Origin of the sequence: Parabacteroides massiliensis (genome assembly GCF_900155425.1) — a bacterium.
Lineage (GTDB): Bacteria > Bacteroidota > Bacteroidia > Bacteroidales > Tannerellaceae > Parabacteroides > Parabacteroides massiliensis.
Genome location: NZ_LT700189.1, coordinates 1,214,240 through 1,235,294 on the forward strand (window position 1 = coordinate 1,214,240; position 21,055 = coordinate 1,235,294).

The window sequence follows — 21,055 nt, forward strand, 5'->3', positions numbered from 1 at the left end:
TACTCCAAATGTTAATTGAAAAATTAAAGGTTTGGAAAGAGTGTCAGTGATAAAGAAAGTAAGCAAGGGCAGACGGTGGATGCCTTGGCTCTCGGAGGCGAAGAAGGACGTGATAAGCTGCGATAAGCCCGGGGAAGGTGCAAATAACCCTTGATCCCGGGATTTCCGAATGGGGCAACCCGGCAGGTTGAAGGCCTGCCATTCCGTAAGGAAGGCGAACGTGGGGAACTGAAACATCTAAGTACCCATAGGAGAAGAAAACAAAAGTGATTCCGCAAGTAGTGGCGAGCGAACGCGGAACAGCCCAAACCGATGATGTTTAGGCATTATCGGGGTAGTAGGACCACGATGTGGCAAGAAGTTAGGAAAGTAGAACGTTTTGGAAAAGACGGCCGTAGACGGTGAAAGCCCTGTATACGACTTCCTGAAGAAGCCTAGTGGTATCCTGAGTAGCGCGGAGCACGAGGAATTCTGCGTGAACCAGCGGGGCCCATCCCGTAAGGCTAAATACTCCCGAGAGACCGATAGCGAACCAGTACCGTGAGGGAAAGGTGAAAAGCACCTCGAACAGAGGAGTGAAATAGTCCCTGAAACCGTCTGCCTACAAGCGGTCGGAGCAACGCAAGTTGTGACGGCGTGCCTTTTGCATAATGAACCTACGAGTTACTTTCTCCGGCAAGGTTAAGGGCTTCAGGCCCGTAGCCGAAGCGAAAGCGAGTCTGAATAGGGCGTATAGTCGGAGTGAGTAGACGCGAAACCAAGTGATCTACCCTTGGTCAGGATGAAGGTTGGGTAACACCAACTGGAGGTCCGAATGGGTATACGTTGAAAAGTGTTCCAATGAACTGAGGGTAGGGGTGAAAGGCTAATCAAACTTGGAGATAGCTCGTACTCCCCGAAATGCATTTAGGTGCAGCCTATGGTTAGTATAGTATGAGGTAGAGCGACTGATTGGATGCGAGGGCTTCACCGCCTATCAAGTCCAGATAAACTCCGAATGCGTGCTATATATTGCCATGGAGTGAGGGCGCGGGTGCTAAGGTCCGCGTCCGAGAGGAGAAGAATCCAGACCATCAGCTAAGGTCCCCAAATGACAGTTAAGTTGAACTAACGAAGTCGGACTGCAGAGACAGCTAGGATGTTGGCTTGGAAGCAGCCATTCATTTAAAGAGTGCGTAACAGCTCACTAGTCGAGGAGTCCGGCATGGATAATACTCGGGCATAAACTGTCTACCGAAGCTATGGATGTAGTAATACATGGTAGGGGAGCATTCCAACGGCGCCGAAGGTAAAGGATGACCTTTGCTGGAGCTTTTGGAAAAGCAAATGTAGGTATAAGTAACGATAAAGGAGGTGAGAAACCTCCTCGCCGAAAGACTAAGGTTTCCTGATCAACGTTAATCGGATCAGGGTAAGTCGGGACCTAAGGATAAGCCGAACGGCGATTCCGATGGAAGAATGGTTTAATATTCCCATACTACTTTATGGAGCGATGTGGAGACGGAGAAGTGACAGTCCTGCCGACTGACGGAATAGTCGGTTGAAGGGTGTAGACGTAGATTCCTGTAGGCAAATCCGCAGGGAGAGTCGAACCTAACAGTATGCCGAGTGCTTGCACAAGGCAATATGGATGTAATCAGGCTCCCTAGAAAATCCGCTAAGCATATTCATAAAGTACCCGTACCGTAAACGGACACACGTAGTTGGGTTGAAAATACTGAGGCGCTCGAGTGATTCACGGTTAAGGAACTAGGCAAATTGACCCTGTAACTTCGGGATAAAGGGTCCCTACTGAGAGGTAGGGCGCAGAGAATAGGTCCAGGCAACTGTTTAACAAAAACACATGGCTGTGCGAAATAGAAATATGAGGTATACAGCCTGACACCTGCCCGGTGCTGGAAGGTTAAGAGGAGAGCTTATCGCAAGAGAAGGTTTGAATTGAAGCCCCAGTAAACGGCGGCCGTAACTATAACGGTCCTAAGGTAGCGAAATTCCTTGTCGGGTAAGTTCCGACCTGCACGAATGGTGTAATGATCTGGACACTGTCTCAACCGTGAGCTCGGTGAAATTGTAGTATCGGTGAAGATGCCGATTACCCGCGATGGGACGAAAAGACCCCGTGAACCTTTACTATAGCTTTACATTGAATTTGGGCAACGGATGTGTAGGATAGGCCGGAGGCAATGAATCAGGCACGCCAGTGTTTGTGGAGCCGCCGTTGAAATACGGCCCTTTTGTTGTTTGAGTTCTAACTCGCAGGAGCGAGGACACTGTATGGTGGGTAGTTTGACTGGGGTGGTCGCCTCCAAAAGAGTAACGGAGGCTTCTAAAGGTACCCTCAGACCGATTGGTAACCGGTCGCAGAGTGTAATGGCATAAGGGTGCTTGACTGGGAGACCTACAAGTCGATCAGGTAGGAAACTAGAGCATAGTGATCCGGTGGTTCCGCATGGAAGGGCCATCGCTCAAAGGATAAAAGGTACTCCGGGGATAACAGGCTGATCGCTCCCAAGAGCTCATATCGACGGAGCGGTTTGGCACCTCGATGTCGGCTCGTCACATCCTGGGGCTGGAGAAGGTCCCAAGGGTTGGGCTGTTCGCCCATTAAAGTGGCACGCGAGCTGGGTTCAGAACGTCGTGAGACAGTTCGGTCTCTATCTATCGTGGGCGTAGGATATTTGAGGGGCTCTGACACTAGTACGAGAGGACCGTGTTGGACAGACCACTGGTTTACCGGTTGTTCCGCCAGGAGCACCGCCGGGTATCTAAGTCTGGATTGGATAAGTGCTGAAAGCATCTAAGTACGAAGCCAGCCTCAAGATGAGATATCCCTTAAGGGTCGTTGTAGACTACGACGTAGATAGGCTACAGGTGTAAGGGCAGTAATGTCGAAGCCGAGTAGTACTAATAGCCCGAGACTTTCGAATCATGAAAGGGTTGATATATCAGCAGGACGGCTTTAGGGTCGTAAGCTCGAAATGAGAGAAGTTACGTAAAAAAAGCTTTTTGCAGTTGTCCAGTCAAAAGTCTTGATAAAAAGAACAAAAGAGATTAAGGTGGTTATAGCGTTGGGGATCCACCTCTTCCCATTCCGAACAGAGAAGTTAAGCCCAACCACGTCGATGGTACTGCGTAAAAGTGGGAGAGTAGATAGCCGCCGTTTTAGAATGAGAGTGCAGGCAAAAACAACACTCGATGATGAAAGCCGATTCAGTTTTGAGTCGGCTTTTTTCGTATTACTATACTATAATTTGTTCGGGTGATTACGGATCAGGCTCCCCCCGATAAACTATGACGGCTCCCCCATTTATAGGGGGAGATTGGAGGCTCTCCCCCTAATAGATGTTCATTGGATATTATTGTCTTTATTGATTAATCGGATTCCTTCAGTTTCGAGATTTATTATCTTTTGTTTGTAAAGAGCTCCGATGGCCTGTTTGAAAGCTTTTTTGCTGCAGCGAAATAGAGAATAGATCAGTTCAGGTTCACTTTTGTCATGAACGGCTATATATCCACCTTGGGCTTTGAGTGAATCCAGAATTATCTTGGAAATGCCTTCGACCTTTTGATATCCTAAGGGAGTGAGACTGACATCAATTTTTTCATCTTCCCTAACTTCTTTGATGTATCCTTTTACATGTTCCCCTTTTTCTAGACGTTGAAAAACCTCGCTATGATAAACCAGTCCCCAATGAGTGTTGTTTATAATTACTTTATATCCTATTTCAGTTTCTTCAGCAACTAGCAAATCGACTTCCTGATTAAAGGAATAATCCGGTATTACATTATCCAAATATTTATCAACTCTTGCAGAGGCAACAATGCGTCCGGTAACATGATCTACATGCACATATACCAAGTACCATTTCCCTTCCCGCATGGGCATTTTTTGTTCCTTAAAAGGAACCAATAAATCCTTCATTAATCCCCATTCCAGAAAAGCTCCGGTATTATTGACAGATTTCACTTCCATAAACTGAAATTCTCCTACTTGGGCAAGTGGTTTGGCCGTCGTTGCAATCAACCTTCCTTCATTGTCGTGGTAAATAAAAACTTCGACTTCATCTCCCGGTTTTACATTCTTGGGTACATAACGGGCAGGCAAAAGTATCTCCACTCCATCTCCCCCATCCAGATAAACTCCAAAGTCCAGATCCTTTACGATCTTTAATGTGTTATATTTCCCTATTTCAACCATTCTCCTATTTATTTTAAGGCAAAAGTACGGGAAAATAGCCTAATATCCTATATTTTTTATTTCTCAAGCAGCAATATAACAAAATTTGCATCGTTATAGTAGTAATAGTTTTTATAAGGAGTTTTTAAAGGGATGGTTCCTTTGAAAGTTGTATCTTTGTAGTTCTAATTTTGAAATACTTATATAATAGCATGAGATTGAAATATTATTTGTTTGCCATTTTCTGTGGATTGATGTGTGCATGTTCGGCACCAAAAGATGTGATTTATTTTCAGGGAATAGATGATTTGACCCCTGAGCAGTTAACAAAAATGAGTCAAACATATACTACCAAAATAACAAGTGATGATTTATTATCAATTAATGTTACAGCATGGGATCCTGCTGCTGTAACTCCTTTTAATCCACCTGTATATGCTTATTCAGCACAAGGTGAACAGCCTCTTGTCGCCTCTCAAAGTCAATATACTTACTTAGTAGATCCCAAGGGTAATATAAATTTCCCTGTTCTAGGCGAAATTCATGTTGCGGGTTTGACTAGGCAAGATATTGCAGCTAAGTTGGAAAATATGATATCTAAATATGTGGAAAATCCATTAGTAAATGTCCAGCTTTTGAATTTTAAGATTACCATGATGGGAGAAATCTCTCGTCCAGGATCTTTCACTATAAAAAATGATAGAATTTCTGTTTTGGATGCTATTGGTATGGCTGGAGATTTACCTTTGACGGCGAATCGGAAAAATATATTAGTGATACGGGATAATGATGGTGTAAAAGAAACTTATCGGATGGATATAACAGATCCTGCAATATTTGCATCTCCGGGATTCTACTTGAAACAAAATGATATTGTTTATGTAGAACCAATCAAGAATAAACAACGTGCTCGTACAAGTTCTGATCGGCAGTTTACGATGTCGTTGTTGACTTCAATAATTAGTTCTGTATCGATTATCACAAGCATGGTAATTACAATTGTAAATCTTAATAGAAATTAGTATAAGATATGAATGCAATTCAACATGATAATGAGACTATTAGTCTGAAGAAAATAGTAATATATTATATTCGCCATTGGAAATTATTTGTTTATGCAGCAATTATATCTTTAATACCAGCATTGTTGTATTTAATATTTACACCTCGTACTTATGAAATTGCAGCAAAAATACAATTGATAGAGGATAAGAGCAGTTCGAGTAATGGTTTTAACGTTGGAGATGCTTCTGGATTAATGAAGTCTTTTGGTTTAGGAGGAATCGGAGGAGGAGGAATTAATTTGGATGATGAAATGGCTAAGCTTACTTCCAACTCGACATTGAAAAATGTGGTGCTAAAATTGGGCTTAAATATTTCTTATTATAAGCCGTATGCCTATAAGTATAAAATGTATGAGAACATTCCTTTGATATTGTATGTGGATTCGACTACAGAAAATGAATTAGATTGTATAGTTACTTTTGATGTTGACATAAGGAAAGATGGTAAGATTAAAGTTAAGACAGAAGCTTTAAAAGAAAAAAAACTATTTGAATTTGAGTCTTTGCCTGCAAAAATAAAGTTAAAGGAAGGAAATTTTATTTTAGCATATAGAAATGAAGAAATCAAACCTTTGTCATTAACTTTGGATATATCACCTGCAGGTTGGGTCGCAGAAGATATATTCCGGGATTTTACGTTTGACGAATATTCCAAAAATGCGAATGTTATTGAAATTTCTTATATAGATTATGAAAGACGTAGAGGTCTTAATATGTTAAATACTTTAGTTGATGTTTATAATAGTCAGGAGGATTCGATTAAACGAACTGAAGGAATGAAATCATTGGCTTTTTTGGAAGAACGTATTCAACATGTAATGGCTGATTTGAGTGAAACAGAAGTTTCTATAGAACGTTATAAATTGAAAAATAAAATGACAGATATTGAAGCTGATGTTCAATTCTATGTAGAGCAATTGAAAGAGTTACAGGTTAAAATTATTGAATTAGAGGCTCAAAATCGATTAATTGAAATGCTGAATGTATATATTAAAGATCCTCAGAATAAGTATAATCTGATACCTTCTTTGCTTTCTACAGGAGAGGGTGATAAGGCTGGTCCTATAACTACATATAATGAAGCATTATTGGAACGAGCTAAATTATTGCAAACAACAAAAGGGCATAATCCTCTTATTGGGCAGATAAATAAGCAGGTGGACCAACTTAGGGAAAGTGTTTTTCTTGCAATAGAAAATTCTCAAAAGGCAATACAGTTTACTTTAAACGATTTAAAGGGAAAAGAAAAACTGATAATGGACAAAATGGGGATAGTTCCATCTTTGGAAAGAGAATATATTGATTATAAACGTCAACAAGAAATTTATCAAGCTGTTTATTTAATTCTTTTACAAAAGAGAGAAGATATTGCTTTGGCTATAGGAGAGTCTAAAGATCGGGCGAGATTTGTTGAAAAGGCATATGTAAAGCAATCTCCAATCGGCCCTAGAAAACTTTATGCAGCAATAGGAATGTTTCTTTTTACTTTGATTATTCCGGTTGCATTTCTATTTGGTCGGGAACAATTTAGTGCATTAAGAAAAGAATATAAAGAAACGAAGTAAGATATGCAAAAAGTATTGGTTACAGGGGCTGATGGTTTTATCGGGTCTCATTTGACTGAAATGTTATTGGAACAAGGATATAAAGTCAAAGCACTTTCATATTATAATTCTTTCAATGATTGGGGATGGTTGAATAATGTTAAGCATCCTGAATTAGAGGTGGTGACTGGTGATGTACGTGATTCTCATTTCTGTAAGTATATAACTCAGGATGTTGAGATTATTTTCCATTTGGCAGCATTGATTGCGATTCCTTATTCTTATGTTGCGCCGGATAGTTATGTGGATACAAATATAAAAGGGACCTTGAATATTTGCCAGGCAGCAAAAGAAAACGGAGTGAAAAGAATTCTTGTAACCTCGACTTCGGAGGTGTATGGAACTGCACGTTATGTTCCGATTGATGAAAGTCATCCTAAGCAACCACAGTCGCCTTATTCTGCAACGAAAATTGGAGCGGATGCAATCGCAATGAGTTTCTATAATGCTTTTGCACTGCCAGTAGTGTTAGTGAGACCGTTCAATACATATGGCCCCCGTCAATCAGCTCGGGCTATTATACCAACCATTATAACGCAAATAGCAAATGGAAAGAAAGAGATAAAGTTAGGAGATTTGACTCCGACGCGTGATTTTAATTTCGTAAAAGATACTTGCAAAGGGTTTATTGAATTATCTAGATGTGATGCGGCGATTGGACAAGAAGTCAATATTTGTAGCAACAATGAAATTTCGATGCGTGATACTCTGAATTTAATAGCTCATCTGATGAATTCAGATGTTAAGTTCATAGAAGATCAGGCTCGTATCCGCCCTAAGAATTCTGAGGTTTTCCGCTTATGGGGAGATAATGCAAAAATAAAATCCTTAACAGGATATGAGCCTTCTTATTCTTTGGAAGAAGGTTTAAAGGAAACGATAAATTGGTTTTTGGATAAAGATAATTTGAAAAAATATAAAACTGATATATACAATGTATGAACCTGTAATTGATTTTATACATGAATTATATCATTCGGATGACTTTGTACCCCTTCATGCCCCTTGTTTTATCGGCAATGAAAAGAAATATCTGAATGAGTGTATTGATACGACATTTGTTTCGAGTGTTGGTAAGTTTGTAGATCGGTTTGAGGAAATGGTTGCCGATTATACAGGGGCGGCAAAGGCTGTTGTCTGTGTAAATGGGACAAATGCTCTTCATATGGCTTTGTTATTGGCGGGGGTAGAGCGTGAAGATGAAGTAATATCTCAGGCTTTGACATTTATTGCTACTGCAAATGCAATAAGTTATATAGGCGCTCATCCTGTTTTTATAGATGTAGATCGGGAAACGATGAGCTTGTCTCCTGGCAGTTTAAGAAAATGGCTTTCTACATTTGCAGACATAAAGGATGGCACTTGCTATAATAAAGAGACAGGACGGAGAGTGAAAGCATGTGTCCCAATGCATACATTCGGGCATCCTGCTAGATTAGCGGAGCTTGTACAAATATGTGAACAGTATCATATCGAATTAATAGAGGATGCAGCTGAAAGCATCGGTAGTTTGTATAGGGGTAGGCATACTGGTACTTGGGGTAAGATTAGTGCGCTAAGTTTTAATGGTAATAAAACGATTACGACTGGTGGAGGCGGTATGTTGTTGTTCCAGGATGCCGAATTGGGTGCTTATGCAAAACACTTAACGACGCAAGCTAAGGTTCCTCATCGTTGGGAGTTTATGCATGATCATGTCGGTTATAATTATCGTATGCCTAATATAAATGCGGCGTTAGGTTGTGCACAGATGGAGAATCTGGATCGTTTTATAGATAATAAACGTGAAACTGCTGAAAAATATAAAATCTTTTTCAAAGATACACCAATTGAGTTTTTTTCCGAACCGGAAGAATGTCGTTCCAATTATTGGTTGAATGCGGTTTTATTGCCTGATAAGGTGGCACGTGATGAATTTTTGACCTATACAAATGATCATGGAGTTATGACACGACCAATTTGGGGATTGATGAATAAACAACCAATGTTTGCAGGTTGCCAGACGGACGATCTGACGAATACGTATTGGTTTGAGGAACGTGTTGTAAATATTCCAAGTAGTGTTAGGTTATGAGAGACCCTAATAATATAGTATTGGTCGGTGGTGGCGGACATTGCAAATCGGTGATAGATGTAGCTGAGAGTGCAGGTTATACGATACTTGGTATACTTGATATGCCAGAATATGTCGGTAGTTCTGTTTTGGGATATCCGGTTGTCGGGACGGATGAAGATTTGGTTAAATATGTGGATAAAGCCTTGTTTATTGTGACGGTAGGACATATAAAGGATGCGTATCTGCGAATCCGGTTGCACGAACATATTCAATCAGTTGGTGGTCGTTTAGCTACGATTGTGGCTTCTACAGCTCATGTCTCTCGTTATGCTTCTATAGGTGAAGGAAGTGTCGTGTTACATAATGCAATGGTTAATGCGAACGCTCACATCGGGAAAGGTTGCATCATCAATACATTTGCCAATATTGAGCATGATGCAGTTATTGGTGATTTTTGCCATATTTCTACAGGGGCAATGGTGAATGGTAATTGTACAGTTGGGCAGGGGGTCTTTTTAGGAAGTCAATCTGTGATGGTGAACGGCATTGGTATTATGGATTCTTGTGTTATTGCAGCCGGCAGTGTTGTGCGTAAAAATATAGTGAAAAAAGGCATTTATTCTGGTAATCCAGCATTATTAAAGATAAAATTGTAAGATATGAAACATACTCTTGTTATAGCGGAGGCTGGTGTAAATCATAATGGTTCGTTGGAAATAGCGAAACAGTTGATTGATGTGGCTGCAGAGGCAGGGGTTGATTATGTTAAGTTTCAAACCTTTAAAACAGAGTTGTTGGTCTCAAAAAATGCAGTCAAGGCAGAGTATCAACAAAAAAATCTGTGTGATGGTAATGATTCCCAGTACCAAATGTTGAAACAACTAGAACTTACTAGGGAACAGCATTTGATATTGATAAATTATTGTAAAAAGAAAGGTGTAAAATTCTTATCTACAGCTTTTGATTTGGATAGTATCGATTTCCTTACAGAAATTCATTTGGGATTGTGGAAAATCCCTTCGGGAGAAATTACCAATTATCCTTATTTAAGAAAGATTGCCCGAAGGGGAGAACCTGTAATCCTGTCTTCCGGAATGAGTGGATATCGGGAAATAGAAGAAGCGTTGGCAGTTTTGGAGGAAAATGGTGTCCGACATAATGATATAATAATACTCCATTGTAATACAGAATATCCGACTCCTATGGAAGATGTGAATCTGCGGGCTATGCAGTCTATTGCTGAGAGATTTCATGTCGAAGTCGGATATTCAGATCATACAAGAGGTATAGAAGTTCCTATTGCGGCTGTTGCATTGGGAGCTTCTGTTATAGAAAAGCATTTTACTTTGGATCGGAATATGGAGGGGCCAGATCATAAGGCCTCTTTGGAACCGGATGAACTGAAGAGAATGGTTTCATCTATTCGAAATATAGAAAAGGCTTTAGGAGATGCCGAAAAGCGGATAACTCCTTCTGAAGTTAAAAATGTAGAAGTCGCCAGGAAAAGCATCGTTGCAGCGTCCAAAATAGAGAAAGGTGAGATTTTTACAGAACAGAATCTGACTGTAAAACGTCCGGGAAACGGAATCTCTCCCATGCAATGGTTGGATGTGGTAGGAAAAACGGCAACGAGATTATATGAACCAGATGATCTGATAGAATTATGAGAAAAATATGCGTTATAACTGGTAGCCGTGCTGAATATGGTTTACTAAGTGGCCTAATGAAGCAAATAGATGAATCTGAAGATTTAAAATTACAGATCATAGCAACCAATATGCACCTTTCTCCTGAGTTTGGCTTGACGTATAAGGAAATAGAGAAAGATGGTTTTGTTATTGATAAGCGGGTTGAAATGCTGCTTTCTTCGGATACATCAAGTGCTACAGCTAAATCCGTAGGATTAGGGATGATTGGTTTTGCCGATGCCTATGAAGACCTGCGTCCTGACTTGATTGTTGTTTTAGGTGACCGATATGAAATTCTGGCAGCTGTTTCCACTGCCTTGTTTTTTAAGATTCCTGTTGCTCATTTACATGGAGGAGAAATAACGGAAGGTGCCTATGACGATGCGATTCGCCATGCGATTACCAAGATGAGTCATTTGCATTTTACTTCGACGGAAGAATATCGAAAAAGGGTGATTCAGTTGGGAGAAAGTCCGGATCGGGTGTTTAATGTCGGAGCTATTGGAGTTGAAAATATAAAAAAAAGCTCTTTCCTTTCAAAAGAAGAATTGGAGAATAGTTTGGATTTTAAATTGGGCGATAAGTCCCTACTTGTCACGTTCCATCCTGTAACTTTGGAAACGTGTACGACACGGGAACAATGTGATAATTTATTGGAAGTCTTAACTAAACATTCGGAATATCGGATCCTTTTTACATTTCCGAATTCAGATACGGACGGGTGTGTCATAGTAGACTGTATAAAAGATTTTGTTGCAAAGAATAAAGACCGAGCAATCGCTTTTAAGTCTTTGGGTAAGCTTCGTTATCTTTCCGCATTGAAATATGTCTCTGCTGTTATTGGTAATTCTTCGAGTGGTATCTTGGAAGTTCCGAGTTTCGGAATACCGACTCTGGATATTGGAGACCGTCAAAAGGGACGTATTGCTGCAAAAAGTGTGGTACATAGCGGAGTGTCAATGGAAGAGATAGAACAGGGTTTTAAATTAATTTTCTCTGAAGAAATTCAATCAGTAGCAAAATTGCGAAATAATCCGTATGAAAAGGATGGTACCACAGATATGATTGTTTTTCAGTTGAAAACTTATCCATTAGAAAACTTGGTTCAGAAATCATTTTATAATTTGTAATATGGATGCAAACTCAAAATATATAATAGATGAGAGTCTTAATATCGGGGAGGCTTTAGTTGCATTGAATCAACTATCAAATGATATTTTAACTCTGTTTGTTGTAGACGGGCAGGGAAGAATGGTCGGTTCGTTGACCGACGGAGATATCCGTCGGTGTCTGATTAAAGGAGTGAATTTGGATGCACCTGTTTCTATGGCAATGAATCGAAATTTTCATTATTTGCAATATGGTAATATTTCTATTGATGAAATAAAAACATTAAAATCAAAGAAGATAGTTTTATTGCCCTATTTGGATTGTGATAGGCGTATAATTAAAATATATAACCTTCAGAAACAGAAGTCTATTTTACCTGTTGACGCGGTTTTAATGGCAGGAGGAAAAGGATTGCGTCTACGCCCGTTGACAGAAACAGTCCCTAAGCCATTGTTGAAGGTGGGTAATAAACCGATCATAGATTATAATATAGATCATTTAATAGAATATGGTATTGATCATATTTCTATAACTGTAAATTATTTAAGAGAACAGATTGAGTCATATATTGCCGAATCCCGTGTAGATTCTAATATACGTTGTATTCGTGAACCACAGTATTTAGGGACAATAGGATCGATTAGATATGTAGAATGTTTTCATCACGATACGGTATTAGTGATGAATTCGGATTTGTTTACAAATATAAATTATGAAGATTTCTTCTCTCATTTTTCGGAGCATCAGGCCGATATGTCTGTGGCGGCAGTGCCTTACTCTGTTTCAGTTCCGTATGGAATATTTGATTTAGACGGGCGGGAGATTAAAGGCATAAAAGAAAAACCGACATTCAATTATTATGCTAATGCTGGTATATATTTGATAAAGAAAAATTTATTGGAACTTATTCCTTCAAATATATTCTTTGATGCAACGGATTTTCTTAATCTGTTAATTTCGAAGGGCTATAAAGTCATACGTTATCCAATTACCGGGTATTGGTTGGATATAGGTAAGTTTGAAGATTTTGATAAAGCTCAGGAATTAGTAAACCATTTATAATTGAATAATGAAATTGTTGTATTTGATACCAGCGAGAGGAGGAAGTAAGGGTATTCCTCGTAAGAATATAAAGGAATTATCGGGAAAGCCTTTAATTGCCTATTCAATTGATGTGGCTCGTCAATTGACGGATGACTGTAATATTTGTATATCGACTGATGATGATGAAATTATGCAAGTTGTTACATCTTATGGTTTGACAGTGCCGTTTAAAAGACCTGATTTTCTTGCTACTGATTCGGTCGGTACATACGAGGTCATTTTGCATGCAATTGATTTTTACGAGAACTTAGGGGTTAACTATGATGCTGTAGTCCTTTTACAACCGACTTCTCCTTTGCGGACAGCTCAGCAGGTAATGGAAGCTATTGAATTATACGATAAGTCTGTTGATGCTGTTGTTTCCGTATGCGAATCTCCTCAGAATCCATATTATAATTTATTTGAAGAAAATAGGGATGGATATCTTCACATCTCAAAAGGAAATGGTACTTTTAGGAGACGTCAGGATACGCCTTCTGTTTGGATGTTTAATGGAGCTATTTACGTATTTAATGTGGAGTCATTGCGTAAGGGGTATTTTGATAGTTTTAAGAAAATACGCAAGTATGTTATGCCACTGGATATGTCTGTTGATTTAGATACCCTTACAGATTGGATATATTTGGAAGCTGTAATGAATAAAAGAAAGTAGCATGTCTTTCGCTTTGATAAATAAGATACGGACTAATATATTGTTCAGGAACGGAACGCTATTCGCTTTCTTTTCTTTTCTGAATAGTGGCATTGGTTTTTTGCTGTTACTGGTGTTAGCCAGTTTTATACCTCCCTCTGAATACGGTGAGTTGAATCTGTTTAACACATTTGTGACATTGTTGTCTATTTTTATTTCATTGAATGCAACAGGTATTATTGCTGTTGATTTTTTTTCTGCGGAGAAAACGCTACTTCGGCGGATGTTAAGTACTGTTTTATGTTTGTCTTCCGTATCATTTCTTGTTTTTTCATTATTACTCTTGTTCTTTTCTGCTTTTTTTGAACGAATAATCGGATTGTCTACTGAGTATCAATGGTTGGGGTTGTTGGTATGCTATATGCAAGTATTTTCTACTGTCAATCTGGATATTTGGCGTTTGGAGGAAAATCCTCTTTCATATGGAATATATAGTGTCGCAACAGTTTTTGCAAACTTTATCTTGACTTTAATTCTGGTTATTGGTTTCCATTGGGGGTGGTTGGGACGAGTGTATGCACAGGTTGCCGTTAGTATGCTGTTCTTTTTTGTCAGTATCTACTTCCTAATAAGAAGAGGCTATCTTCAAAGGTTGATGCCAAATAAAGAAACTGTAAAATCTGCTTTGGATTTTGGTATTCCATTGATTCCTCATAGCGCATCTGCCTGGATTCGCCAAGGTTTGGATCGGTATGTGATTAATTACTTTTATATGGCAACCCAAGTCGGAATATATAGTTTTGCTTACAATTTTGCTAATATTATTCAGATTATAGGATTGGCTTTTAATGCGACAAATTCGGTATATATATATAAGAATCTTGCCAATATAGAGGCGGATACATCCAGCCGTTTATTGAAGCAAACGAAAGTCATGATTTTATTTTTTGCAATCATTACATTATGTGTTTATGTCGGGACTTCTGTCTTTATACCGATTTTTGTTCCTAAATACACAGATGCAGTATCCTATTTATTCCCGTTATGCATGAGTGCCTTTTTTCAATGTGTATATTATCTCTTTGTGAATTATCTGTTTTATTATAAGAAAACAAAAAAGTTAATGTATATAACATTTTCAATGTCTCTCTTTCATGTACTGCTATCTGTGTTGTTGACGCGATATTCGGTGATGTACACGGCTTATGTAACGATGATTGTAAACATGATGATTGTATTAGGAGTTTTTTTGTATAGTCGTCGGGTTTATAAATTAATATAGGTTGGCATGAAAAAAATAGTGATGATAGGCCATGAGCCATTAACAGAAAGGACTAAATCTATATTTTATATAGAAGATTTTATTCAAGCTGGCGTTGAGTTTGAATATTGGGATATTTCTCAGTATATATTTCCAGGCATGCGATTGACAGAGGAAGTTGAGGTTTCTTATATAAGAAAATTCACTCAATTGTGGCAAGTCCGACAGCAATTAGTGTCTGCCGATATTGGCAATATAGTGTTTATAATAGAGGTTCGTAAAAATTGGCAGTCGAGGAAATTTTATAAATTGTTGTCGGATCATCATTGTTTTACGGTGAGGATTGATATGTACGGGAATACGGTCTTGAACATTTCTTTGTGGCAGAAGTTGAGGAATGTACAGTTGAAAAGGATTGTAAAGATGCTATCAAATCGGGTTGAGGAATATGCTTTGAGTATATATAAAAGAATAAATAAGGTGAAGGACTTTGATGTTGTTTTCTCTTCTTCTATTTTGTTTCCGGGTAGGATTCCCATCAATCATCCTGATTATGAAAAATATTTTGAAAATCAATCGTCCACAAGGGGGGAGTATGCGGTTTTTTTGGATATTTATTACCCTTTGCATCCTGATTTGCTTTATATGATGGGGATGAAAGCAGTATCTCCTTTATCTTATCAGGAAAGTTTAAGAACTTTTTTTGACAAGTTTGAAGATAAATATGGTATACCGGTGATAATCGCAGCTCATCCTAAGGCTAAATATGTAGGATCAGAGTTTGGAGATAGAAGGATTGTTCAAGGTGAAACGGGGGCTTTAGTAAAAGGGGCCAATATGGTATTGTTGCATACGAGTAACTCTGTTTCTTATTGTATCTTATATGACAAACCAATGGCTTTGATCACAAATAAGGAATATGGTAAAAATCGTGATTTGTCATCAACTCAAAAGAAGTTGTCTCTGTTATTAAAAATGCCGATATTTGATGTAGATCATATCGATATGACTGATTTTAATCCTCGAAAACTGAATCAAGAAGAACGGAGTGAGTATATATATTCTTATTTGACATCCAAGAATACGGAAATGAAAAGGAATAAAGATATCCTATTGGCTAAGTTATTAAATTTGTAATACAATGAAGGAGCTATCGATAATAATACCAGTCTATAATGTTCAAAATTATTTAGAAGATTGCTTGCTTAGTATATACAAGCAATCGTTGTCTTTGGAAACATTCGAAGTCATTGCTGTGAATGACGGTTCAACGGATAAAAGTATTGATATCCTGAGGAAATATGAGGAGATATATCCGAATATGATTATAATATCTCAGAAAAATAGTGGGCAATCGGTGGCCAGGAATAACGGATTGACTGTGGCAAGCGGAAAATATGTTTTTTTTATGGATTCTGATGATTATCTTTGTTTGGATTCATTGGCTTCTCTTTTGTCAAAAGCGACGGAACACGATCTGGATGTTTTGAGGTTTGATTATAAATATGTTGATGAAGAAGGACATGAATTGGATAAAAAAACAAATCGTGATAAGAGAATGCAATATAGTGGTCGGTTAGTAGATGGACAATTTTTGTATGAACATCTTTATCAAGGAGAATTCTTTTGCTTGTCTTTAATCAAAAGAAGTTTTTTATTAAAATATTCTATTCAATATAAAGAAGGGGCTTTTTTTGAAGATGTGGAATATGCCTTAAAAATTGCTTACCATGCAAATAAGGTTGTTTATATGGATTCTTGTATTTATGCATATCGCCAAAGAGGAACTTCAACAATTTATACAATTGATAAAAAGAAAGTAACGGATATAATAGGGGCTTCTATCTCTGTTTTGCAATACATAGAAGATCCTTCTCTCGGTAATGGCTTTAAGAATGTAATAAAAGAAACGGTAACGAGTTTAATGGTTTTTGCTTTATTGCGTATAGCTGAATTGAAAGAGAGAGAAGTGCAGAAAAGTTTATGTGTTTTAATTCATGAATCAGGTATCTCTCATTTACAGCCTGGTAAAGAAGTGAAAGAATACATTATATCTTGTGGCTTTAATGTTATGGGCGGATGGAATGTCGTACGGATTTTGTATCCGGTTGTTTGGCTAAAAAAAAAGTTAAGGGGATAAAAAAAGTTTTTTCTATGATGCAGTTTTTTTATATTTGATTCCATTAAGATGAAATATTCTGTAGAGATGGAAAAGAGTGGTTATTTTTGTGGAATAGGTATATTTTTGCTATTATTGTTCTCCCAATGTTCTTCAGATGTGGTGGAAGAAGAGATTATTCCTTATATATTTAAATCTAATGCATTGTTTGTTGAATCTTCTTTGGATATACCGCGAAGGAGTGAGGGGGATATTTTGTTATTGACAGATGGGAGACTTCTTTTGATCTATACTAAATTTGTGGGAGGATATGAAGACCATGATCATGCTGTGTTAGTGAAGCGAATTTCAAAAGATAAGGGACAAACGTGGTCTGAAGAAATGGAGTTTATTGATCAAAGAGGTCATTTAAACGTGATGTCAGCTTCTTTATTGCAATTGAAGGATGGTGGTTTGGCTTTGTTCTATTTAGTCAAAAATAGTAATAAGGACTGTTATCCAGTTGTCCGGTTTTCTGCTGATAATGGAGAGAATTGGTCGGAACCTACGGCTTGTATTTCGCCAGAAAGTGGCTATTATATTATGAATAACTCTCGTGCTATCCAGTTGTCTACGGGACGGATAGTTATACCTATTTCCCAACATATCGTTGATAAAGCTGGAGTGTTTTCAGAAAGCGGCATAATCTTTTGTTGTTATTCTGATGATGGTGGGAAAAATTGGTGTAAGGGTAAATCATTTACATCACCGGATCGGTCATTAGTGTTGCAAGAACCGGGAATTGTCGAGTTGTCCGATGGTAAGATTCTCATGTATATAAGAACAAACAGCGGATATCAATATTATTCTTATTCGGATAATAGAGGGTATTCTTGGGGTAAACTCTCTCGAAGTCCTTTAGAATCACCGTTGGCTCCAGCTTTGATAGAAAGGAATCCTTATACGAAAGCTTTGGTTGCCGTATGGAATAAAAGTAAAAGCGAACGAATGCCTCTTTGTATTGCCTCCTCTTTTAATGAAGGTACGATGTGGAGTAATAAAGCTTTATTAGAGAATCAAAATGGTTATTTGGCCTGTTATCCGGCAATGGAATTTTTGTCGGATAATGAGATGCTTGTTTTGTATAGCATATCGAAACAAGAACAATGGGGATTGGGTAGTTTGAAATTAGTGTATGTTCGGTCTTATTGATGTTTAGTTAATGAAACAGAGGATATCTATTCACACTTTGTGCTCAGACGGTCGATTCAGCACATTAATTTAAGAACCGTCCAAATTTATACTTGAAAAAAATAAAGATAACAAAATAATGGACAATATACTGATAACTTCGCCATCTTTGGATACAAAAGATAATGTAAGTGGCATTTCTTCGATAACCCGTTTATTGATGTCGTATAATACGAAAGTAAATTATTATCATTTTGTATTAGGGAGGAAGGATAATTCAAAACGTGGTCTTTTTTGGTTGATTACTCAGATGAAAACACCATTTAAGATATTGACTTTTGTTAGGAAGCATCATATTTCAGCAGTACATTTTAATATAGGTTTTGAACCTTTGTCTTTATTGCGGGATGTATTTCCTTATTTTTTACTCTATTTGAAAGGATTGCCTTTGTATCTTCATATTCATGGGGGACGTTATATATCATCTATTCCTGATAGTATAATATTACGATCGATTATTAAATTCTTTTTGAAGAAAAGTACTGAAATATTGGTGTTGAGTAGTACCGAATGTGATTATTTGTCGTTACATTATCCTTTTCTTTTTGGAAAAAAGATTTGGGTTATACCAAATGCAGTCGAGATACCGAAAGAAAATGAATTGAAAAAGGATTATCAAAGTGAGTTTTTGAATATATTGTACTTGGGACGTATTGATCGAAAAAAAGGGTTGGAAACCATTGCAAGGTCTTTAAATGAATTATCCGATAAAGGAATTTCTTATCGATTTTATTTATGTGGAGTAGGTCCGGATAAGGATTGGTTTATAAAACAGTTAAACGGAGCAGCTTATGCATCTATTATCGACAAAGGGTTGGTCTATGGAGAAATGAAAAAAGAAGTACTTTCCTTATCCCATATCTTTTTGTTGCCATCTTTTTTTGAAGGGCTTCCTATGGCATTGTTGGAGAGTATGGGAAGTGCAGTTGTCCCGATAGTTACTCCTGTTGGTTCTATGTCGGTTGTCGTACAAGATCATGAAAATGGATTTTTGATTAACGATGATACAGCAATTACTGATATTATAGTGCGCTTAAACCAGGAGCGAAACTTGCTTGCTGCAATGGCTTTTCGAAGTCGAAAAACTATAATGGAACAGTTCTCTATCACTCGATATGTTGATATGATCAATGAAATATATTGTTCAGTTTAATTTTAAGAATTTGATATATAAATATTGGGTTGTTTATTATATATCGTTTCCAAAGGCGCTTGGGGTCTTGGAATAATCTGCCTAACCACTCTAAACCACAATCTATCATCCATTTAGCTGGTCTTTTTTTTACTTCAGCATAAAAATCGAAGACTGCTCCTATACCAGTGATAACGGAAGCTTTAATCTCTGATTTATTTTCTATAATCCATTTCTCTTGTTTAGGTGCAGTCATACCAACAAATAAGACATCAGGATTGAAAGAATTGATATTTTGTATCATACTCTTGTTATCTTGTTCAGAAAATACGCTTTTGAAAGGAGGACTGTAGGTCTCTGCTTGAATATTAGGATACTCTTTCTGCAATTTGTTTTTTATTTTATCCAAAGTTTCTTGAGATGCTCCGAGATAAAAACATTTACCTGCTTTTTCATTTAGTGTGTGCAGGATCATTTCGTGTAAATCAGCACCAGCCACTTTATGTATTTTATTCCCTGTTAGGAATTTGGCGGCCAATACGATTGCAATTCCATCCGGTAATAAAATGTCACTAGTCAATAATGCATTTTTAAATATGGTATCCTTTTCTGCTGTTACCCACGAGTGCGCGTTGATTGTATTAATGACCGTTTTTGAAACAGGTATATTATCGAATATGTAATTTTTTGCAATTTGATAATCTTGTAAAGATATGAATTGTGCCTTCATGTTGATTATGATTGTTTTATCGGTTGAGATATTTCGTTTTTTAAATCGTGATTATTAGATAATATAAGTCCGAGAAGCATCAGCATGAAAAATCCTTTGTTGCTTGTAAACGAGGCATCTGCTATGTTTTCGATTATACAATATCCTGTAATTAAGAGTGTTAATGCAAATATTTTAGTCTCTTGTGTTTTTGAAAATATCGTATAAGATTTTTTTAATAGATAAAGCCAGAATGATATAAATAAACAAATTCCAACGATTCCGAATTGTGCGAGAGACGGATAATAGGTATCTGCGATAAACGACCAGTCGTTTTTACTGATTCCCCATACATTGTCAATATCATATTTACTGTATAAGGGGGAGTAGTAATATCCAGATGTATGTGTGGCGAAACTTGCAAGTCCGCTACCGAAAGGTAGATAGTCTACAAATATACTGATTGATGTTGCATATAAAACAAATCGGGCAATATCACTTTTCTCTGTCCCATTCATCATGAAACCTTGTCCAAAATAAAGCATAATTTTTTCCCAAGCAACAAGTATTATAATTGTGACACTACATGTTAATATCGATATGTTTTTAATGTTTATCTTTAGATGATCTGGATTTTCAAAATATAAGATAGTGACTATGGATAATGCATAAAATCCATAAAATTTGGATCGTCCGGAAACAAGTCCTATGGTTAACATTATTAAAAAAATAATTTTATCTTTTTTTGTGTAATTTGAAGCGTATAAATATACAATTGATATTGCGGTTATTACTCCTGCGAAATTTGTAGGATGTATCATTATTGTAGGTATTGTCTGAGGAATTATTATATTGACCAATCCTATTGGCAGTAAGATGAACCAAAATAGCAACATGAGTTGTTTAAGTAATAAACGCTGAGTATTACTGAATTGTGGTTTTAATTGATACATACAGAAAAATGCCAAATAGGGTTTCATTTGTATGATTAAGTCCATTAATATCGCTTTTTTATTATTGCTACCGATCCATAGAGAATAGCATAGATAGAAAAGAAAAACGAATAATGTAAACAGAAAGACTTTATTGATTTTCCAGTCTTTGGATCGAAATAGGGAAAAAAGAAAAATTATAAGTAAGCATAAACCACAAATTTCATCTATGGATTTG

17 protein-coding genes and 2 rRNA genes are annotated in these 21,055 nt (G+C 37.3%); 16 read left to right on the forward strand and 3 right to left on the reverse strand.

Features of this window, described 5'->3' with window-relative positions:
* Positions 1 to 52: 52 nt before the first annotated feature.
* Positions 53 to 2,927, forward strand: a 23S ribosomal RNA gene (locus BQ9893_RS05190).
* Positions 2,928 to 3,052: 125 nt separating this feature from the next.
* Positions 3,053 to 3,163 (forward strand): 5S ribosomal RNA (gene rrf / locus BQ9893_RS05195).
* A gap of 183 nt (positions 3,164 to 3,346) precedes the next feature.
* Here the strand turns inward: rrf and BQ9893_RS05200 are convergent.
* A complete protein-coding gene (locus BQ9893_RS05200; RefSeq protein WP_075965033.1) occupies positions 3,347 to 4,198 on the reverse strand; it encodes a CvfB family protein in 852 nt (283 codons plus the stop codon).
* A gap of 191 nt (positions 4,199 to 4,389) precedes the next feature.
* Here BQ9893_RS05200 and BQ9893_RS05205 point away from each other — a divergent pair, with 191 nt between their 5' ends.
* From BQ9893_RS05205 to BQ9893_RS05270, 14 genes are all read left to right on the forward strand, one after another.
* Positions 4,390 to 5,199 carry a polysaccharide biosynthesis/export family protein gene (locus BQ9893_RS05205; RefSeq protein WP_075965034.1) on the forward strand — a complete coding sequence of 270 codons (810 nt, stop codon included), beginning with the start codon at positions 4,390 to 4,392 and terminating at the stop codon, positions 5,197 to 5,199.
* 8 nt (positions 5,200 to 5,207) lie between these two features.
* Positions 5,208 to 6,806, forward strand: a complete 1,599-nt coding sequence (locus tag BQ9893_RS05210; protein WP_075965035.1) for a GumC family protein — start codon at positions 5,208 to 5,210, stop codon at positions 6,804 to 6,806.
* A gap of 3 nt (positions 6,807 to 6,809) precedes the next feature.
* Positions 6,810 to 7,787: an NAD-dependent 4,6-dehydratase LegB gene (locus tag BQ9893_RS05215; protein ID WP_075965036.1), complete on the forward strand. Its 978-nt coding sequence runs from the start codon at positions 6,810 to 6,812 to the stop codon at positions 7,785 to 7,787.
* Positions 7,780 to 8,919, forward strand: coding sequence for a LegC family aminotransferase (locus tag BQ9893_RS05220; protein WP_075965037.1), 1,140 nt, complete (start codon positions 7,780 to 7,782; stop codon positions 8,917 to 8,919). The genes BQ9893_RS05215 and BQ9893_RS05220 overlap by 8 nt, the downstream gene beginning before the upstream one ends.
* Positions 8,916 to 9,557 carry an acetyltransferase gene (locus BQ9893_RS05225; RefSeq protein ID WP_075965038.1) on the forward strand — a complete coding sequence of 214 codons (642 nt, stop codon included), beginning with the start codon at positions 8,916 to 8,918 and terminating at the stop codon, positions 9,555 to 9,557. The genes BQ9893_RS05220 and BQ9893_RS05225 overlap by 4 nt, the downstream gene beginning before the upstream one ends.
* 3 nt (positions 9,558 to 9,560) lie before the next feature.
* Positions 9,561 to 10,568, forward strand: a complete 1,008-nt coding sequence (gene neuB / locus BQ9893_RS05230; protein ID WP_075965039.1) for an N-acetylneuraminate synthase — start codon at positions 9,561 to 9,563, stop codon at positions 10,566 to 10,568.
* Complete coding sequence (gene neuC, locus BQ9893_RS05235) at positions 10,565 to 11,719, forward strand: UDP-N-acetylglucosamine 2-epimerase (protein ID WP_075965040.1); 1,155 nt, start codon at positions 10,565 to 10,567, stop codon at positions 11,717 to 11,719. The genes neuB and neuC overlap by 4 nt, the downstream gene beginning before the upstream one ends.
* Position 11,720: 1 nt before the next feature.
* A complete protein-coding gene (locus BQ9893_RS05240; RefSeq protein WP_075965041.1) occupies positions 11,721 to 12,761 on the forward strand; it encodes a nucleotidyltransferase family protein in 1,041 nt (346 codons plus the stop codon).
* 7 nt (positions 12,762 to 12,768) lie between these two features.
* Positions 12,769 to 13,455 carry an acylneuraminate cytidylyltransferase family protein gene (locus BQ9893_RS05245; RefSeq protein WP_075965042.1) on the forward strand — a complete coding sequence of 229 codons (687 nt, stop codon included), beginning with the start codon at positions 12,769 to 12,771 and terminating at the stop codon, positions 13,453 to 13,455.
* Between the two features lies 1 nt (position 13,456).
* Complete coding sequence (locus BQ9893_RS05250; protein ID WP_075965043.1) at positions 13,457 to 14,716, forward strand: oligosaccharide flippase family protein; 1,260 nt, start codon at positions 13,457 to 13,459, stop codon at positions 14,714 to 14,716.
* A 6-nt stretch (positions 14,717 to 14,722) separates the two neighbouring features.
* Positions 14,723 to 15,832 (forward strand): hypothetical protein, encoded by a 1,110-nt coding sequence (locus tag BQ9893_RS05255; protein ID WP_139322562.1) that lies wholly within the window; start codon positions 14,723 to 14,725, stop codon positions 15,830 to 15,832.
* Between the two features lie 4 nt (positions 15,833 to 15,836).
* The gene (locus BQ9893_RS05260) at positions 15,837 to 16,835 is read left to right on the forward strand and encodes a glycosyltransferase (protein ID WP_075965045.1); all 999 of its coding nucleotides are present in this window, start codon (positions 15,837 to 15,839) and stop codon (positions 16,833 to 16,835) included.
* Between the two features lie 66 nt (positions 16,836 to 16,901).
* Positions 16,902 to 18,005, forward strand: coding sequence for a sialidase family protein (locus BQ9893_RS05265; protein WP_075965046.1), 1,104 nt, complete (start codon positions 16,902 to 16,904; stop codon positions 18,003 to 18,005).
* A gap of 118 nt (positions 18,006 to 18,123) precedes the next feature.
* Positions 18,124 to 19,197 carry a glycosyltransferase family 4 protein gene (locus tag BQ9893_RS05270; protein ID WP_075965047.1) on the forward strand — a complete coding sequence of 358 codons (1,074 nt, stop codon included), beginning with the start codon at positions 18,124 to 18,126 and terminating at the stop codon, positions 19,195 to 19,197.
* On the opposite strand, the gene BQ9893_RS05275 is transcribed toward BQ9893_RS05270, so the two are convergent.
* Together BQ9893_RS05275 and BQ9893_RS05280 are read right to left on the reverse strand one after the other, a co-directional pair.
* The gene (locus tag BQ9893_RS05275) at positions 19,172 to 19,906 is read right to left on the reverse strand and encodes a WecB/TagA/CpsF family glycosyltransferase (protein ID WP_075965048.1); all 735 of its coding nucleotides are present in this window, start codon (positions 19,904 to 19,906) and stop codon (positions 19,172 to 19,174) included. The two genes, BQ9893_RS05270 and BQ9893_RS05275, sit on opposite strands and share 26 nt — an antisense overlap.
* A gap of 5 nt (positions 19,907 to 19,911) precedes the next feature.
* Positions 19,912 to 20,883, reverse strand: coding sequence for an O-antigen ligase domain-containing protein (locus BQ9893_RS05280; protein ID WP_244155058.1), 972 nt, complete (start codon positions 20,881 to 20,883; stop codon positions 19,912 to 19,914).
* Positions 20,884 to 21,055 lie beyond the last annotated feature (172 nt).

Bases quoted from the DNA above. Each gene is read 5' to 3' on its own strand.
- BQ9893_RS05200 (WP_075965033.1), bottom strand. From the start codon at position 4,198: ATGGTTGAAATAGGGAAATATAACACATTAAAGATCGTAAAGGATCTG.
- BQ9893_RS05205 (WP_075965034.1), top strand. From the start codon at position 4,390: ATGAGATTGAAATATTATTTGTTTGCCATTTTCTGTGGATTGATGTGT.
- BQ9893_RS05210 (WP_075965035.1), top strand. From the start codon at position 5,208: ATGAATGCAATTCAACATGATAATGAGACTATTAGTCTGAAGAAAATA.
- BQ9893_RS05215 (WP_075965036.1), top strand. From the start codon at position 6,810: ATGCAAAAAGTATTGGTTACAGGGGCTGATGGTTTTATCGGGTCTCAT.
- BQ9893_RS05220 (WP_075965037.1), top strand. From the start codon at position 7,780: ATGTATGAACCTGTAATTGATTTTATACATGAATTATATCATTCGGAT.
- BQ9893_RS05225 (WP_075965038.1), top strand. From the start codon at position 8,916: ATGAGAGACCCTAATAATATAGTATTGGTCGGTGGTGGCGGACATTGC.
- neuB (WP_075965039.1), top strand. From the start codon at position 9,561: ATGAAACATACTCTTGTTATAGCGGAGGCTGGTGTAAATCATAATGGT.
- neuC (WP_075965040.1), top strand. From the start codon at position 10,565: ATGAGAAAAATATGCGTTATAACTGGTAGCCGTGCTGAATATGGTTTA.
- BQ9893_RS05240 (WP_075965041.1), top strand. From the start codon at position 11,721: ATGGATGCAAACTCAAAATATATAATAGATGAGAGTCTTAATATCGGG.
- BQ9893_RS05245 (WP_075965042.1), top strand. From the start codon at position 12,769: ATGAAATTGTTGTATTTGATACCAGCGAGAGGAGGAAGTAAGGGTATT.
- BQ9893_RS05250 (WP_075965043.1), top strand. From the start codon at position 13,457: ATGTCTTTCGCTTTGATAAATAAGATACGGACTAATATATTGTTCAGG.
- BQ9893_RS05255 (WP_139322562.1), top strand. From the start codon at position 14,723: ATGAAAAAAATAGTGATGATAGGCCATGAGCCATTAACAGAAAGGACT.
- BQ9893_RS05260 (WP_075965045.1), top strand. From the start codon at position 15,837: ATGAAGGAGCTATCGATAATAATACCAGTCTATAATGTTCAAAATTAT.
- BQ9893_RS05265 (WP_075965046.1), top strand. From the start codon at position 16,902: ATGGAAAAGAGTGGTTATTTTTGTGGAATAGGTATATTTTTGCTATTA.
- BQ9893_RS05270 (WP_075965047.1), top strand. From the start codon at position 18,124: ATGGACAATATACTGATAACTTCGCCATCTTTGGATACAAAAGATAAT.
- BQ9893_RS05275 (WP_075965048.1), bottom strand. From the start codon at position 19,906: ATGAAGGCACAATTCATATCTTTACAAGATTATCAAATTGCAAAAAAT.
- BQ9893_RS05280 (WP_244155058.1), bottom strand. From the start codon at position 20,883: ATGGACTTAATCATACAAATGAAACCCTATTTGGCATTTTTCTGTATG.